The organism is Flavobacterium sp. 1355 (genome assembly GCF_017833415.1).
GTDB lineage: Bacteria > Bacteroidota > Bacteroidia > Flavobacteriales > Flavobacteriaceae > Flavobacterium.
This window is the reverse complement of sequence record NZ_JAFICC010000001.1, coordinates 382030-397675: the sequence shown is the minus strand read 5'-3', so window position 1 is coordinate 397675 and position 15646 is coordinate 382030. Positions and strand designations below refer to the sequence as shown.

The window sequence follows — 15646 nt, the reverse complement described above, 5'->3', positions numbered from 1 at the left end:
TCTTCTTGTACGCTTTGCAACTATCTAGTAATAAACGTAAAGCATAATTTTAGAATCTGAACTTTCAATGATTTTCTCCAGTCTTTTAAAAAATATTTCGTTTACCATTGGACAGCCATGGCTTCTCGCAATATAATGATCTTGTTCTTCATAAGGAACTGCAGAATACTGGTGCAATACAATAGCTCGTTTAGCAGCATTACAATTGGTTTCATCAAGACCGGTAAGTCTAAACGCTTTTCCAAAAATACCATAATACGATTTTTCTATTGAATATCTGCCTAGTGAAGTGCAATTGGAGTTTGCAACATTGCTGAATTTTAAATCTCCTTGTACACCTGTCTCAGAACCGCTGCCGTGTGCTACTAATCCCTGATCGATGATTTTATCATTTTGCAGGTCATAAACAAAAAAGCGGTTTTTTCCTGATTTTATTTTCATGTCAACAAAAAAGGCAATTTTGTTGCTGTATTTTCGGTCAGTACCCGCCATGGATTTGATCTCGTTAACGTGATCAGTAAGTCTCATAATATCAAATTCAGTTAAAGTTTCCTTTTTGTCTGTCACGTTGTAGGTTGTGAAAGAGCTAAGGCAAACAAACAATACCATAAAAATTATTCTCATATGCAGTATTATAAAGTTAAATAAGATTTGGGATATCAATTCATGAAAAGCTTAATATTTCACTTTTTGATGTTGCAAAATTATGGAGAATATTTATATAATTCCCATGTCTGTGTGTTAAATTTTTTGTAAACTATTGAAAATGTGATTTATACTAAAACTCTACCCTTTCTAAAATCGATATAAAAAATTGAGTTTTCAATTGTAAAATCAGGTATTTGTACTATCAATGATAAACCACTAAAAGATTATTTTTGAATTATAACTTTCAGCACCCTAACCCTGAAAAATTTTAAATATGTAAAATATGCACTGGACAATTCTTGAAACTTTTTGGAAACGTATTGTACATCCCTCCTCTATTCCTACTGCTACAGATCATAAAAGTTGGGACAAAGAAATTAAAACTTTATATCAATTAGGCATTGGTATGGAAGATACGTTACAGTTTCTCTACATTGAGAAACCAGATTTTAAAACCTTTAAAGCCTGGGTCATAAACCGACAGACAAACGAAAAAATAGAGCTTGAACATTTAAAAACGAATGTCCTGTCTGGGGAAGATCTTGAATTTTGGGATAAAAATGGATACATCATTATAAAAGAAGCTATTTCGAAAAAAGATTGTGAAGATACTCAACGAGCAATATGGGATTATCTCAAAATGGATCCCAACAATAAAGGAACCTGGTATACCAGGCATGAAAACCAAAGAGGTTTAATGCTTAATTTTTCTGATCATGAAACATTAAATAAAAACAGATTTTCTCCAAGGATAAGAAAAGCATATGAACAACTTTACAATACAAACAAAATATACAAAACTATTGATAAAGTAAGTTTTAATCCGCCAGAAACTATTGGATTTAATTTTTTAGGAAGTCCGCTTCATTGGGATACGAGCTTAAGCCAGCCCATTACATTTGGATTACAGGGACTACTCTATCTTACTGATTGTGGTCCTGAGGATGGTGCATTTCACTGTGTACCGGGGTTTCATAACGAAATAACGCAATGGCTAAACAGTCTGGAACCAAATGAAAACCCAAGAGATAAAGCCATAAAAACCCTCAAACCAAAACCTGTAATTGGAAATGCGGGTGATTTTATAATTTGGAACAATACATTACCACATTGTGCCACTCCAAACAAAGGAAAAACACCCAGGATGGTACAATATCTTACCTATTTACCTGAGGATTATAATGCTTCGGGTGAGTGGTTGTGATTATGTTTAATCTTTGTCCAAAGATTAAGTTACAAAGTAACTCTATATGTATTGTCAGACTAAGCGAAGTCGAAGTCCTGTCATGCTAAATAACTTTGTGGAAACTTCGATTTCGCTCAGTCTGACAATGTGTTATCTTGAAATAATCACGTCCAGATTGTAAAAGAACCTACTTAATTCCCAATCTCAATTTTAATTCTAAAGTATGTCTAATGGATCACAAGGAAAATAGAGTATTATATCTGTTCCTTCTCCTGGTTTTCCTTCTGCAAAAATAGCGCCTCCCACTGCCTGCATTATTTTTTTGCATAACGCAAGGCCAATCCCTGATCCTGTATATTCATCCTTATGATGCAGCCTGCTAAAAACCTTAAAAATTGATTCGGCATATTGTTGATCAAAACCAATTCCATTATCAGAGAAACGAATCCAGTTACAATATACCTTAAACATTTCTTTTATTAAAACAGGTTCCTGAGAAGCCGTTATTGTGATAACAGGAGTTCTCTCTGTTGATGCATATTTTAATGAATTCTGTATAATATTCGAAAACAACTGTTTCATTAAAAAACTAATTGAATGAATCTCGGGAAGATTTTCATATTTAATTACAGCATGGGTTTCTGTAATCATTTCACTCATATCCTCTATTGTAACCTGAAGAATATGATTTAAATCTGTTTTTTCCAGAATTCCCTGTGTGTTCTTAATTCTGGTGTACTTTAGAATATCTTCCAGTAAAACCCTCATTCTGCTGGCAGATTTTGATACACGCTCGAGCGAATGAGCAATAGAATCAATAGTCGCAACATCAATTTCAGACATTACCTTAGAGGTGATCAGTTGTATTTTTCGCAAAGGCTCCTGTAAATCATGCGTACTAATCCAGTTGATGTTTTCGAGTTCTGAATTGGTTTCACGAAGAATTTCGCTTTGAGTACGGTATTTTTCTTCCTCTTCACTCAGCATAATCATCATAAGCTGGTTATGAAGAACGTGAGCATATTGAGCTGCACCGTTAATTTCATATTGTTTCCATTTACTGCTCTGATTTTTAATAATCTGTTTCCAAATATTAAAAGAATTTCGCGGATGCAGGCCTGTACTATCTTTTACTATACTTTTTTCGGGATCACCACCCCAGTTAATTTCTGATATGCTTTCGGGCCTGTACCAAATGATATGATCGGCACTGCCTAGCGAATGATAAATAATACCGGCAACAGTTGGGCAATTTTCCAATTCGGGAAAATAGTCGTTAACCTTGTTTGTAGTAAATATTGTTGTTATTTTTAGATCAGAAATAGAGTCTGTTAATGCTGTAATCTGGTCGTCTGTAGGCGTTAATCCGTTTTTATAGATTTTACCTCTGCATGTAATAGAAACTCCTGCCGCATTGCAAATATGCAGTAACTCCGGCGAAGCAACTATTTTCTCTAATGAGTCCTGAACCAGCGGAAGGTCAATACCTGTCAATTGTTCAAGCGCTTCAGCTGTTTTTTGTGCATTTATGTTTTCATCATTAGACTGCCTTATATCAATCTGAGAAGTGATAAACTGTCCCTGAATCTTTGCTGCAAGCCTGACTTCCGGGGATATGTTCTTTTTTGAGTAATGATGGCAGGCAATGAGGCCCCAAAGCCGGTCATTGTGAATTAATGAAATTGTAAGCGTAGCACCAACACCCATATTTTGTAAATATTCTACGTGAATTGGTGATGTACTTCTAAGTATGGAGAGGCTTAAGTCCAGGCTTTTGTTTTCTGAATCGTCAACTGTAAAAATTGGAACCGGTTCATAATTAACATCTACTATTAATCTAAGCTGGTTTCTAATATATAGTTCTCTGGCTTGCGCCGGAATATCTGTATGTGGGTAATGCAATCCCAAAAATGACTCTAAATCTTCTCTGCAGCTTTCGGCAAAAACTTCGCCATTATATTGCTCATCAAAACGATAAATCATCACACGATCGTAACCTGTTATCTCCCGGGTTCCTTTTGCAACAAGCGCGCACAAATCCTTAAGCGATTTGGTATTGTTCATTTGGGTTATAAAATGAATAGTCTGTGTGTACACATCAGCCAGTTTTTCTCTTCCTCCAAATTTAGGCTCAGCTTCCAGAATATAGATGTCAAAACTTTTGTGTATGCTAACCTGAAATACTTTTCCAAGGAGATCAATCTCAAGAGGAAAAACATCCTGAGCTTTATCTTTATTAATATAGTTATAGATTTGCTGCTCTGCTTTTAATCCAAAAACATCGGCAAAACTTTTCCCAAGTACCTCAATGTGAAGTACGCTGACAAACAAGGAAATATTTTCTGTACAAAAATCAATTTTTTTGTTCAGATCAAGGCCTATTAAAAATCCGTGAGGCTGAATTTTACCCGGTACATGTATCGGTTCATGTTCACAATTGGTTAGCGTAACATTATTTCGATTTACTATATCTTTAATCTTCATTCTTTCTATCTCCCGCCAAAATGGTTGTAAATATTGTCAAACGCATAAACTGCGCCCTTTATAATTTCTTCTGCACAATTGTTATTATTTTCGTATTCTGAAAGCATATTCAGAAAAGATTTCCAATAACTTCCTGTTTTGTCTCCGTAACCACTAAAATACGATACTCCTTCATTACCCGAAAGTTGTGGATTTGCTGACACATTTTTTAAAATAAATCTTCCGCCTAGCGTTGAACCTTCAATAACATATAATATTCCAAGTGCAAACGGAATTGTTATATCTGCATCCTGAAAAATAGTTGTTGAAATAGATTTACTGAACTTCAGGAATAATAAATCCTGTTCGATTAAAGATACTTTTTTTCTTTCTTCTAAATCAGTAATTACCCCGGTGAGCAAAGGAAAAACTACTTCTTCAGTACTTTTATGCACGTCATGCATAAGACTTAAATAATGACAGTAGTCCTCTATTTTTATATCGGGAGATAAAATCGAAGCCGAAACCGGAAGATTCTCCAGATTTTTATGTGAATCTGCTGTATGAGCTTTTAAATCAGTAAGAAAATTGGAAGATAGTAAAGGTATTGTATTTGAGCTCATAGGTGGTATTACAAAATTTGAAAGGCTTGTCGGAATCTTCTCTAAAGCAAATTTAAGAAAAAATTACATTTAAGCTAATTTAAAAAATTCCTGACAAATTTTAATTATAGTTTTATTTTATTTTATGTAAATTTGAGTACAAGGCTCTTTCATAATGCTTTATCAAAAAGAGCAGCGTCTTTACTTGTCAAAAAAATATATGAATTCAAAATACCACAAGGAATGAAAAAACATCTTGGCATTATTTTCTGGGCACTTTATATGCTCTTTTTTGCAATTCCTTTTCCAATGTTTTTATATTATGCCATTAACAGCGAATTTGATGTCGCTACGCTAAAAGATAAAAATCCTTATATCGCTCTTGGCTATCTTGCCTTTTCTGTTATTCTTTGGCTCATAGTCTTAATGGGCTATTTTAGAAAATGGATCGTTCAGATCTTTATCACAAAGAGAAATTTAGAAAATATTAAAAAAAATGGTGTACAGCGTGAAGCAAAAATCATAAGTGCTGTAAAAATTTCGCGGCCAAACGCAAAATTAAACACATATGAACTTGAATTATGTTTTAAAAACCTTGCCGATACCGAAATAAAACATAAAACCACCATTACTGATATGAAACCGCATGAACGCCGTTTTGAAGTTGGGAAAAAATTAAATTTATTACTTAACAGAAATCTAAATAAAGAACCGAATTTTATAATTAACACTACAACCGTAACGCTAAATACAAGGGTATTTATTCTAAGGATATTAGGCTGGGTAATCCTGACAATTGCTGTAATTGCCTACTATATTTTTTCTTACCGATATGAAAGTTACGGAATGGGATGGCGCTTTATGTGCATTGGCCACCCGCTAATTGTCTGTGCATTTACGCTTTTGTTGTATCGATATCTGATACAATTCATTTTTAGCAAATTTAGCGGATTAGGCAGTGATGCACTTATGATTAAGTTTGGTGGAATAAAAACCCGCGCCAAATTACTAAAAGTGAGCCAGACGGGAACTTACATTAACGAGCAGCCCGAAATGCGTTTTACACTGGAATATACAGACCATAAACATCACGTACACAGAAATATTCTTAAGAAAATTGTTGGTCTTTTGGATCTTGACAGTACAAAACAAGAATATATAGAAATTTTTTATCTGCCGGAAAATCCGAATCAAATTGCATTTGCTAACGATTTAAACAATATATTATAAAATGAAAAAGCTATTTATTTTAACCATTTGCTGCCCGCTTTTTTTTAGTTGTGAACAAATATCCAAAAGCATTACAGAAACAATTACCCCAACAGATACCTTAATTAGCAATGAAACCATAAATCCAACTGTTCAAAATAATGAGATAAAACCGCCCAATGTTGATTCGATTATAAAAACCGTAATAGAAAGTCATACAACAACTTATACGCAAACTCATACTGAAAGTAAAGGAATTGATTTTTTGACCCACACTGAAGAATTGCAAAAAGCAGAAGAAGCGCTTAGAAAACTGCCTAAGTATGCGGGAAAAGAAATTTTTATTTATTCTACCCTTTATTTCTACAACGACGGAACAATAAATGTCATGCTGCAGCATCCTGAAAACCCTAAGTATATTGATGCTTATGAATTTCGAAACAATCAATGGTCTGACCCAAGACCAGTTCAGTTATCTGTGCGGGATGATATAAAAGGCCGTTTGGTTTCGCTAAATAAAGTCCGTTTTGTGAATGCTGCCAAAGTAGCTGAAATTTACAATAAAAAAGCACAGGAAATTGAAGGTGCTAAACCGCTCAGCAGTACTTACCTCACGATTTGGAATAATCAAATACGATGGTATCCGACAACTATAAACGGAAGCCGCGAACGATATTCTATTCAGTTTAATGATGATGGCAGTCTGAAAAATTTTAAACAGGATTAAATCGCCGTAAACTTAAAAAAGGAACTTATGAACTTAACGAATAAAGAAATACTCCAAAAAGCAAACACAGCAATTACAGAAAGCAGATATGAAGATTTTTTGTCTTTTTGTACAGAAGATACAGAATGGATTTTTATAGGCGATCAGACATTAAAAGGAAAAGAAGCTGTTAGACAATATATGAAAGAAGCTTATAAGGAACCGCCAAAATTTATGGTTGAAAATTTTATTGCCGAAGGTGATTATGTTACAGCTATAGGCAAAATAAGCCTGAAAAATAAAGATGGAAAACTAATTGATTATTCGTACTGTGATGTCTGGAAATTTACCGATGGCAAAATGGCTAAACTAAAGGCGTTTGTAATCTAGGAAGCCAAAAAAACAGATTATTAGTGTATCATTTACACCTATAAACATACTGCATAAATGGGATAAAACAAATAAATCCTGCCTTAATATGCCAGCTTTTTTTTAACTTAGCCCAGCAAATCTTAAATAAGTAAGAGTTGTAAAACAATACTGTCAATAAATGCGCTAACAGGCATTAAAACAGTAAAACTGCTTCTTATTTCAGTTTATTGAAACAACAACACACTAATAATTTAGTCAATTAAAACTATGAACAAATTCGATTTTGGAATTGTGGGACTCGGTGTAATGGGCCGTAACTTACTTTTAAATATCGCCAGCCACAACTTTGCGGCTGCAGGTTTAGACTTAGATACCGAAAAAGTCAACTCTCTTCAACAAGAAGCAGATCCTAATAATACTATTGAAGCAACAACAGATGTAAAGCATTTTGTATCGCTTATTCAGCAGCCAAGAGCCATTATGCTGCTTGTTCCTGCAGGAAAACCGGTAGACAGCGCTATTGCAAGTCTATTGCCGCATTTAGATCAGGGTGATATTATAATTGATGGTGGAAACACCTACTTCACCGATACAGACAGAAGATTTTTAGAATTATCCGAAAAAGGAATCCATTTCTTTGGAATGGGAATTTCAGGAGGTGAAAAAGGGGCCAGATTTGGTCCTGCTATGATGCCTGGCGGAGATCAGAAAGCTTATGAAAGACTTCGTCCTATTTTTGAAGCAATTGCAGCAAAAGTAGATGGAGAGCCTTGTGTGGAATACCTAGGAAATGGTTCTGCCGGAAACTATGTAAAAATGGTTCATAACGGAATTGAGTACGGAATCATGCAGCTGATTTCTGAAGTTTATGACCTGATGAAAAGAGGTTATAATCTGGATGAAGAGACCATTCAGAAAACTTTTGCAGAATGGAACCAAACACACGATCTTAAATCTTATCTGATTGAAATTACAGCAAGCATCCTAAAACAAAAAGATGAAGACGGAACGCTGTTAATCAATAAAATATCTGATTGGGCAAAATCAAAAGGAACAGGAAAATGGACTTCTCAAAATGCAATGGATTTACAAGTGCCGGTACCCACTATTGATGCGGCGGTTGTAATGCGTGATATGTCTAAAACAAAACCGGAAAGAATTGAAGCTGCTAAAAAATTAGTTTGGAATACAAACGAATCTAATGTTAATTCCAGTGAGGCAATTGCGGCACTAAAATCAGCATTATACTTTTCTATTGTTGTTACGTATGCACAAGGATTAGCACAGCTTCATACTGCATCTAAAGAATATAACTACGGATTAAATCTGGAAACTGTTGCTAAAATATGGCGCGGCGGATGCATTATTCGTGCTACTATGTTGGAAGATTTCAGAAAAGCATATGTTACAAAAGCAGATTTACCAAACTTACTTTTAGATAGTGGAATTGCTTCAAAATTAACAGAAAACCAGGCAGGAATGAGAGCGGTAATTCAGTTTGCGGTTCAAAAAGGATTGCCAGTAGCAGGATTGATGAATTCGTTAGCTTATTTTGATGCTTACCGATCAGAAAATCTCCCAACAAATCTAATTCAGGCGCAGCGTGATTATTTTGGTGCGCATACGTACGAACGTACAGATACTACCGGCGTTTTCCATACACAATGGACTGAATAAGAATTTTAAGCAACACAACACACAAAATGAGTAAATTCAAAAATATAAATCCAACAATCATTGTTATTTTTGGAGGAACCGGAGACTTAGCCAAAAGAAAACTGTTTCCTGCTTTTCAAAATCTGTATCTCGACGGCCGTATGTCTGAAAAATTTCAGATCATTGCGCTCGGAAGAGCCGAGAAAACAGATGAAGATTTTCGCAGTTATGTCTCAGAAAATCTAAATATATTTTCAAGAAAAAAAGAAGTTTCTGATCCTGAAACGCAAAAATTTCTTTCGCACATAACGTATCACAGTCTGGATATTGACCAAGAAGAATCTTATATCGGATTAAACGAGAAGATCAATAATTTTGATCTGGCTTTTGGAGAACGTGCCAATCGCCTTTTCTATCTTTCGATTACACCTTCTTTTATTTCAACTATTTCAAGCAATATCAAAAAGATTGGGCTTGCGGCAAATGCAAAACAAGATCGTATTATTATCGAAAAACCATTTGGTTACGATAAAACCTCTGCAATTGCACTTAATGAAATGCTTTCGCAGACTTTCAAGGAAGAACAAATCTACAGGATTGATCATTATTTAGGCAAAGAAACCGTTCAGAACATTCTGGCATTCCGTTTTGGAAACTCAATGTTTGAACCCTTATGGAGCAGAAACTTTATTGATTTTGTTCAGATTACCGTGGCAGAAGAAGTCGGCGTTGAAGAACGAGGCGGATTCTACGAAGGAGTTGGAGCATTAAAAGACATGATTCAGAACCATTTGCTTCAGATTTTATGTATGACTGCCATGGAAGCACCGGCTTCATTAAACGCAGATGATATTCGTAATCGTAAAGCAGATGTTTTGAAATCGATTCGTCGTATCAAACCAGATGAGGTTGATCACTATATTGTAAGAGGCCAATACGATGCGGGTTCCATAAACGGGAAACCTGTAGCTGGATACCGTCAGGATAAAGGAATTGCTCCTGATTCTAATACAGAAACGTATGTAGCAATGAAGATTTATCTGGATAACTGGAGGTGGCAGGGAATTCCGTTCTATTTACGCACCGGAAAAAGAATGGAAGAAAAACAATCTTCTATTATTATTCAGTTTAAACCTGTTCCTCATTCTTCTTTTTCTTATGGAAAAGAAGGTATGACACCCAACAGGCTTATTATTAATATCCAGCCTGCTATGGATATTAAGCTGCAGTTTATGACCAAAAAACCAGGGCTTTCACTTTCTTTGAGACCGGCAGAAATGGTTTTTGATTATTTTGCCTGTTCTACAATGTCACCAGAAGCTTATGAAACTTTGATAGCAGATGCACTGGCAGGAGATCCTACCCTGTTTATGCGCTGGGATCAGGTAGAACAGGCCTGGGATGCTATTGATACCATTCAGCAATTATGGAAAACTACACCTCCTGCTAATTTTCCGAATTACAAAGCAGGAACCTGGGGACCGGAAGAAGCAGATGAATTACTGGCACGTCAGGGACATGCCTGGATTCCGAATACACAAACAAAAGAAGAACTTTTAAATGATACAGATTTACAATAATACAGAAGAAATTAATACCGAAGCGGCAAATCTTTTTGTAGAATTGTCCCAAAAAGCTATTGCCAAAAAAGGAAATTTTACTGCAGTTCTCACAGGCGGTTCTTCTCCCGCAGGCATTTACAAACTATTAGCTTCTGATGCTTACAAAGGTAAAATAGAATGGAGGAATGTTTTTATATTTTGGGGAGACGAACGCTGGGTTCCGCTTCATGATGATCTTAGTAATGCAAAAATGTCTTATGCCACATTATTAAGCCACGTTCCTATTCCGCAGGAAAATATTTTTGAGATGTATAAAGACGGTGTTAGTGCAGAAGACTACGCTTCTGCTTATGAGCAGTCTATTAGAAATGTATTAGGTGATGAAGGAAAGTTTGACCTTATACTATTGGGTATGGGCGATGACGGACATACTGCCTCGCTTTTTCCGGGCCAGGCTGTGTTAAATGAACAAAAGAAATGGGTAGATGCTTATTATCTTGAACCACAAAAAATGCATCGCATTACCCTGACAGCACCACTTATTAATAAGGCAGAAAAGATTGTGGTAATTGCTTTTGGTGAAAAGAAAGCTCCGGCCTTAAAAGAAGTTTTACATGGAGATTATAATCCAAATGTATATCCGATGCAGTTAATAAAACCCGAAACAGGAGAACTTTTATTTCTTGTTGACAGAAATGCTGCCGGAAAAGATTAATAAGCTTCTATAACTTAGAATACAAACCTATGTTTAAACGCATAGGTTTTTTATTTTAAAAAAAAACATACACCTGACATACGGTATGTTATATGCCAGATGTACGTACAAATCAACCTAAATATTTTTATTTTACTAAATAAGAAACACTATCAGACTCACAAAGCCTGAAATATCCTAAAGCAAAATTATTAGCATCACTGGTATTTACGATATTGCCTCGTATATTTCCTGGAGGAACAGAAAAAGGGTTTCCGTCATAAACCTCCAAAATTAGTTTCATATAGTTATAAAAACTTTTAGAAATACCACGGTGCGTAATTTCAACAGTATTTCCCGGTTTCATGTCTTCGTCTGAGAATCGGGTGCTAATATCATTTCCATTAAACAATTCATCATCAGTAAGTTCATATTCCGGAAACAGCAGGAATTCACTTTGATAATCTGTCAGGTAAAAATTGGCCTGATCGGCGGGATCTTTATAATAAAAAGTAAGTTCAATGACATCTTCTCCCCCAAAATCAGGTACAAGTGCTTGTTCTACCTTATCAATTGGTGTTACAGAAGTCAGTTTTTCAGTTGCTGTAAAGCTCTGCCCTTCTGCAGTTACAAATAATTTATAATCCGCATTTAGAACAGGAACAAAATTAGTGCAGACATAAATTCCCTGCTCGGTTTCATTAAAAGTAAAAATATCACCCGTACTGTTTTCAATTCTTACCTGTGCTCCCGAAACTTTTGGTGTCGTATTATTATAATAAGGAGCCATTTTACTGATTTTAATAACTTGTTCATTACCAGCTGTTCCTTTTTTCCAGATAATTTCGGCATCTACCACTAGTTTCGCTTCTCCGGTCTCAAGATCAAGATTTACCACATCTTCACAAGAAGAAAAAACCAAAACAAATAACAGGCTAACTATTGTTAGTGCTTTACTCTTTAGACTATATTTTTTAAACATTTGCATCTTCATTAAAATTTAAAATTATAAGAAATCCCGGGTACTATTCCAAAAATGGACAATCTTCGGGTCTCATTTGCTCCTGTATCTTCATTTGTGGCAAAGGTCATCGAAGCAGCATTTTTTCTGTTGTATATGTTATAAATGCTAAATACCCAGTAGCTTTGCCATCCTTTCTTTTTATCCGGTTTTGGTGTATAAGTTGCTGCCAGATCGAGGTGATGATAAACTGGAAGCCTGTTTTCGTTTCTCAGAGAAAAGTTGGGTATATTGATTCCGCCAAACTCATAATAACCGTTGGCATAGGTTACAGGCTGACCTGACTGCAAGGTAAAATTGGCATTAAAAGACCATTTTGGGCTGTATTCATAATTACCTACAACACTTAAATTATGTAATTTATCGTATCCTGATAAATACCAGTCACCATTTGCGATTCCCGGCTCTTCCGGCGTTCTTCCGGGAGTTTTTTGTTCTGCGCGTGACAAGGTATAAGAAACCCAGCCTGTAAAAATGCCTGCGTTTTTTCTAAACAATAATTCCATACCATATGATCTGGCTTTACCACTCAGAATAACCTGTTCAATATTATTATTGGCCAATATATCTGCACCGTCTATATAATCGATACGATTTTGGATTTTTTTATAAAATAATTCTCCCTCAAAAGAATAATCGCCATCTCTGAAATTTTTAAAGAATCCGGCTGCGTACTGATCCAGTAATTGTGGTTTTGCAAAAGGCCCGCTTGGTGTCCAGATGTTCATTGGCAGCGGAGACTGCGTATTCGACAACATATGGATATATTGCGCCATTCTGTTATAACTTGCTTTTACAGATGTATTTTCGTTAAAGGTATACGACAATGCTGCACGCGGTTCCAGATTATTAAATTTACTAATGGTTTCTCCACTTCCGTACGATTTAGTCCCGATTGGAGTTCCTTCTTCATAAATATTATAAATCGGGTTATATACCACTGCTTTGCCATCTTCGTAAATACTAATTTCCTCCCCGCCCAGACGGTAAAACATACTATAGCGAAGTCCATATCTAAGATTAAGCTTTTCTGTAATCTGATGTTCAAAATCAAGATAAACAGAAGATTCAAAAGCAAATTTTTTGTCCAGTTGTTTGAAATTAAACTGCGAGTCAGAACTTGATGGCTTCACAGTACCAGGGTTAAACTTATAGTACTGACCATCAAAACCATAATTCAGTTTCAGCTTATCAGAAAGTGAATGGTTCCAATTATTCTTGATTCCGTATGTAGTGATCGTATTATCCCATTCAAATTTTTCTGGTGTTATGCCCAGATTAAAATTATAATCGCTGTAGAATGCAGAAAGGTTTGTGTTTACATTATCAGAAAATTTATGTTTCCAGCTTAAGATCCCCATTTTATTACCGAATGTACTGGAAAACCGATCACTAATATCAAAAACGTCATTTCCTAAATATCCCGAAAAAGCAATACTGTTATTGGCTCCCAGACGATAATTTAATTTAGCATTTATATCATAAAACATAGCCGAATTCTTATTATCGGCCAGTTTTAAAAATAAATGGGCATAAGAAGCCCGTCCTGCAATGATAAAAGAACCTTTCCCTTTTGTAATTGGCCCCTGTGCTAATAAACGGCTTGATATTAAACCAATTCCTCCATTTATTTTATAATTTTCAAAATCACCGGTTTGTTGGTTTACATCTAAAACAGAAGAAACACGTCCTCCAAATTTAGAAGGAATTCCTCCTTTATATAAATCAAGGCTGCTTACAACATCAGCATTAAAAACAGAGAAAAACCCAAACATATGCGAATCTCCATAAACAGGAGCTCCGTCCAGAAGAATCAGGTTTTGATCGGCAGCACCTCCGCGGACGTTAAAACCTGACGACGCTTCTCCGGCATTTGTAACACCCGGCAGTGTCAAAAGAGATTTTAAAGGATCCGGCTCGCCCATGGCAACCGGAATCCTTTTGATTTCTTCCATCGAAAGTTTATTTACACTCATTTGAGTGTTTCTTACATCGACCGCTTTGCTGTTAGTCACAATCACCTGGTCTAATTGCTGACTGTCAGATTCCATATTAAAGTTTACCCTGACATCGTCAGCAATAGTGATTTTTTTTTCTTTGTTTTTTAAGCCCACATAACTAATTACAACCGTATAAGTTCCTTTGTCAAGCTCTATTGCATACATTCCGTTTCTGTCGGTTGTAGCACCAGTCGCAAGTTCAGTTATATAAACATTGGCGCCAATGACAGGTTCTTTGTTTTCGTCAAGAATCTGACCTGTCAGTTTATTTTTTTTTTTCGTTGCCTTAAAAGATTTCTGCTTCACAAAAATATTATTGCCGGTTATAGAAAACTGTACAGCAGAACTGTTATTTAGTTCACCAATAAGATCTTTTATTTCAATATTAGTGTAAGTCTTTTTTTGACTGAAGTATTTTTGATTGGTATCTATTTGATCTGTAAAGGCAAACTTAAAATCGGTCTGATTTTCAATTTGCTTAAAAAATTCTTTGAGCGACGCATTTTGATCTACAGTTATCGTAACTTTTTGTGAAAACATACTTAAACTGAATAAAAAAAAGCATGCTGAAATTAAATGCTTCATGAAATTTTGTATTTTTGAATAATTAATTAAATAGAATAGCTCTTTGCTATCCTGATAATGAGGAGGATGTGTAGTTTCGCGGCTAGTGCATCCTTTTCTTTTTTATTGAAAACTGATTTGTTTTACTTCATCGTTTATTTCAAAATTTAGGTTATACATTTCTGATATTAATTGAACAATTGTTTTTAAGTCTTCTTTTTTATTGATTCGAAGTGTAATTCTCTGGTTAGCATATTCCTGTGGAATACTCATTTTATAACCATAATTCATCTCCACATAAGTGCAAAGAGAAGTTAGTTTTTCGTTATCAAAATCTGTAAATCTGTTGAACTCTTCTACTACAGCGGTTTTGTTTCCGTAGGTGAATTTTTCTCCCGGTTTCAGTATCCAGTTTTTTGTCTGGCCTTTTACATTCATCCGGACACTTCCTTCATAAAGTGAAACAGTTACTTCTTGTGCTACATTTGCCTGAACTGTAAAAGAAGTTCCCAAAACTGTAGTGGTTGTCTCATGGCAAAAAACCTGAAAAGGATGTTTTTTATCTTTTGTAACTTTAAAATAAGCCTCACCTTCTATTGCAATCTTTCTGTTTACCGCAAAATCATTAGCATAAATAATTTTAGAATTCGGATTTAATTCTACAATAGAATTATCGGGCAACTTTACTGTTTTGACTTTAGAAGTTAAATTTTCAACTACATTAGAAGCAACCAAAATAGTATTGCCCAAAGGATCTTTAGTAAAATAAATACCGGCACCAACAAACATAAATATCAATACGGCCGCAGCGGCTGCATAACGCCACGGTTTGAATTTTCTTTTCGGAGAAAAAGTTTTCGCCTGAAATTCCTGCCACGAAGCTTCTTTTATATGGTTAGGCTGCGGTTCAGAATTTTCGTCCCATATTCTTTTTAATTCCTCTTCTATATTTTTATCATCCAT

The 15646-nt window shown here is 35.2% G+C and carries 13 protein-coding genes; 7 read left to right on the top strand and 6 right to left on the bottom strand.

The features are described from left to right. Nucleotides 1-24 precede the first annotated feature (24 nt). Entirely contained in the window at nucleotides 25-624 is a 600-nt protein-coding gene (locus tag JOD96_RS01800; RefSeq protein WP_209562558.1) for a murein L,D-transpeptidase catalytic domain-containing protein, read from the bottom strand. A 307-nt stretch (nucleotides 625-931) separates the two neighbouring features. On the opposite strand from JOD96_RS01800, the gene JOD96_RS01795 reads away from it, so the two are divergent. Continuing rightward, nucleotides 932-1852 (top strand): phytanoyl-CoA dioxygenase family protein, encoded by a 921-nt coding sequence (locus JOD96_RS01795; RefSeq protein ID WP_209562557.1) that lies wholly within the window; start codon nucleotides 932-934, stop codon nucleotides 1850-1852. Nucleotides 1853-2050: 198 nt separating this feature from the next. On the opposite strand, the gene JOD96_RS01790 is transcribed toward JOD96_RS01795, so the two are convergent. Both JOD96_RS01790 and JOD96_RS01785 read right to left on the bottom strand, forming a co-directional pair. Continuing rightward, nucleotides 2051-4318, bottom strand: a complete 2268-nt coding sequence (locus JOD96_RS01790; protein WP_209562556.1) for an ATP-binding protein — start codon at nucleotides 4316-4318, stop codon at nucleotides 2051-2053. 5 nt (nucleotides 4319-4323) lie between these two features. Continuing rightward, nucleotides 4324-4920, bottom strand: a complete 597-nt coding sequence (locus JOD96_RS01785; protein WP_209562555.1) for a biliverdin-producing heme oxygenase — start codon at nucleotides 4918-4920, stop codon at nucleotides 4324-4326. Between the two features lie 222 nt (nucleotides 4921-5142). Between JOD96_RS01785 and JOD96_RS01780 the strand changes: the two genes are divergently transcribed. From JOD96_RS01780 to pgl, 6 genes are all read left to right on the top strand, one after another. Then, entirely contained in the window at nucleotides 5143-6129 is a 987-nt protein-coding gene (locus tag JOD96_RS01780; protein WP_209562554.1) for a hypothetical protein, read from the top strand. A 1-nt stretch (nucleotide 6130) separates the two neighbouring features. After that, on the top strand, nucleotides 6131-6835 hold the full coding sequence (locus tag JOD96_RS01775) for a hypothetical protein (RefSeq protein ID WP_209562553.1): 705 nt from the start codon (nucleotides 6131-6133) through the stop codon (nucleotides 6833-6835). Nucleotides 6836-6862: 27 nt separating this feature from the next. Beyond that, nucleotides 6863-7204: a nuclear transport factor 2 family protein gene (locus JOD96_RS01770; RefSeq protein WP_209562552.1), complete on the top strand. Its 342-nt coding sequence runs from the start codon at nucleotides 6863-6865 to the stop codon at nucleotides 7202-7204. Nucleotides 7205-7453: 249 nt separating this feature from the next. Next, nucleotides 7454-8863, top strand: a complete 1410-nt coding sequence (gene gndA, locus JOD96_RS01765; RefSeq protein WP_209562551.1) for an NADP-dependent phosphogluconate dehydrogenase — start codon at nucleotides 7454-7456, stop codon at nucleotides 8861-8863. Nucleotides 8864-8889: 26 nt separating this feature from the next. Then, the gene (zwf, locus tag JOD96_RS01760) at nucleotides 8890-10422 is read left to right on the top strand and encodes a glucose-6-phosphate dehydrogenase (protein WP_209562550.1); all 1533 of its coding nucleotides are present in this window, start codon (nucleotides 8890-8892) and stop codon (nucleotides 10420-10422) included. Beyond that, nucleotides 10403-11119, top strand: a complete 717-nt coding sequence (gene pgl / locus JOD96_RS01755; RefSeq protein WP_209562549.1) for a 6-phosphogluconolactonase — start codon at nucleotides 10403-10405, stop codon at nucleotides 11117-11119. Before zwf ends, pgl begins: the two co-directional genes overlap by 20 nt. Before the next feature lie 127 nt (nucleotides 11120-11246). Here the strand turns inward: pgl and JOD96_RS01750 are convergent, their stop codons facing one another. The 3 genes from JOD96_RS01750 to JOD96_RS01740 all read right to left on the bottom strand — a co-directional run bounded on the left by JOD96_RS01750 (nucleotide 11247) and on the right by JOD96_RS01740 (nucleotide 15646). Further along, complete coding sequence (locus JOD96_RS01750) at nucleotides 11247-12080, bottom strand: DUF4249 domain-containing protein (RefSeq protein WP_245188318.1); 834 nt, start codon at nucleotides 12078-12080, stop codon at nucleotides 11247-11249. 11 nt (nucleotides 12081-12091) lie between these two features. Continuing rightward, nucleotides 12092-14704, bottom strand: coding sequence for a TonB-dependent receptor (locus tag JOD96_RS01745; RefSeq protein WP_209562547.1), 2613 nt, complete (start codon nucleotides 14702-14704; stop codon nucleotides 12092-12094). A 102-nt stretch (nucleotides 14705-14806) separates the two neighbouring features. Beyond that, nucleotides 14807-15646, bottom strand: a complete 840-nt coding sequence (locus tag JOD96_RS01740) for a FecR family protein (protein WP_209562546.1) — start codon at nucleotides 15644-15646, stop codon at nucleotides 14807-14809.

Bases quoted from the DNA above. Each gene is read 5' to 3' on its own strand.
- JOD96_RS01750 (WP_245188318.1), bottom strand. From the start codon at position 12,080: ATGTTTAAAAAATATAGTCTAAAGAGTAAAGCACTAACAATAGTTAGC.
- JOD96_RS01800 (WP_209562558.1), bottom strand. From the start codon at position 624: ATGAGAATAATTTTTATGGTATTGTTTGTTTGCCTTAGCTCTTTCACA.
- JOD96_RS01780 (WP_209562554.1), top strand. From the start codon at position 5,143: ATGAAAAAACATCTTGGCATTATTTTCTGGGCACTTTATATGCTCTTT.
- JOD96_RS01745 (WP_209562547.1), bottom strand. From the start codon at position 14,704: ATGAAGCATTTAATTTCAGCATGCTTTTTTTTATTCAGTTTAAGTATG.
- gndA (WP_209562551.1), top strand. From the start codon at position 7,454: ATGAACAAATTCGATTTTGGAATTGTGGGACTCGGTGTAATGGGCCGT.
- JOD96_RS01785 (WP_209562555.1), bottom strand. From the start codon at position 4,920: ATGAGCTCAAATACAATACCTTTACTATCTTCCAATTTTCTTACTGAT.
- JOD96_RS01790 (WP_209562556.1), bottom strand. From the start codon at position 4,318: ATGAAGATTAAAGATATAGTAAATCGAAATAATGTTACGCTAACCAAT.
- JOD96_RS01770 (WP_209562552.1), top strand. From the start codon at position 6,863: ATGAACTTAACGAATAAAGAAATACTCCAAAAAGCAAACACAGCAATT.
- pgl (WP_209562549.1), top strand. From the start codon at position 10,403: ATGATACAGATTTACAATAATACAGAAGAAATTAATACCGAAGCGGCA.
- JOD96_RS01740 (WP_209562546.1), bottom strand. From the start codon at position 15,646: ATGGATGATAAAAATATAGAAGAGGAATTAAAAAGAATATGGGACGAA.
- JOD96_RS01795 (WP_209562557.1), top strand. From the start codon at position 932: ATGCACTGGACAATTCTTGAAACTTTTTGGAAACGTATTGTACATCCC.
- zwf (WP_209562550.1), top strand. From the start codon at position 8,890: ATGAGTAAATTCAAAAATATAAATCCAACAATCATTGTTATTTTTGGA.
- JOD96_RS01775 (WP_209562553.1), top strand. From the start codon at position 6,131: ATGAAAAAGCTATTTATTTTAACCATTTGCTGCCCGCTTTTTTTTAGT.